1 protein-coding gene is annotated in these 737 nt (G+C 36.4%); it reads right to left on the bottom strand.

Annotated features, from left to right (window positions below):
* A partial coding sequence (locus AACQ14_RS23250) for an immunoglobulin-like domain-containing protein (protein WP_339365939.1) occupies positions 1-737 on the bottom strand: 737 nt, incomplete at both ends.

The raw sequence follows: 737 nt of genomic DNA, 5'->3' as shown, positions 1-737 counted from the left end.
GCCTTTTTCATCGGATACATTATAGTGATAGATATATGTTCCTGGCATGACTGTAGATATTTCATCTACAAGAATACCGTCTTTAGTTATAGTTATCACTATATCCTTTGTTATATCTCCATCTCTATTGTCATAAGCTGTGGCTCCTGCATCTGTATACGTTCCTCCATAGGTTACTTCTTCCGAAGCATTTCCTACTAGAGTTATTACTGGAGCTTCTTCATCTTCCTTCACTACTACTGTTCTCGTTACTTCTTGGGCTTGATTGCCTTTTTCATCAGTTACATTGTAGTGATAAATATATGTTCCTGGCACATTTGTAATTAATTTATCTACAACTTCACCACTCTTAGTTATAGTCACCACTATATCTTCTGTTATATCTCCGTCTCTATTATCGTAGGCTGTTGCTCCTGCATCTGTATACGTTCCTCCGTAGGTAACTTCTTCTGTTGCATTTCCTATTAGAGTTATCACTGGAGCTTCTTCATCGTCTTTTACTACTACTGTTCTTATCACTTCTTGGGCTTGATTGCCTTTTTCATCTGATACATTGTAGTGATAGATATATGTTCCTGGCTCATTTGTAGATACTTCACCAACATTTTCACCATTCTTAGTTATAGTTACTACTATATTTTCTGTTATATCTCCGTCTCTATTGTCTAATGCTATGGCTCCTGCATCTGTATACGTTCCTCCATATGTCACTTCTTCATTATCATTTCCTACTAAAG

Origin of the sequence: Vallitalea maricola, from assembly GCF_036985595.1 — a bacterium.
GTDB classification, from domain to species: domain Bacteria; phylum Bacillota; class Clostridia; order Lachnospirales; family Vallitaleaceae; genus Vallitalea; species Vallitalea maricola.
The sequence above is the reverse complement of the archived record's forward strand: the minus strand, read 5'-3'. Positions and strand labels throughout refer to the sequence as shown.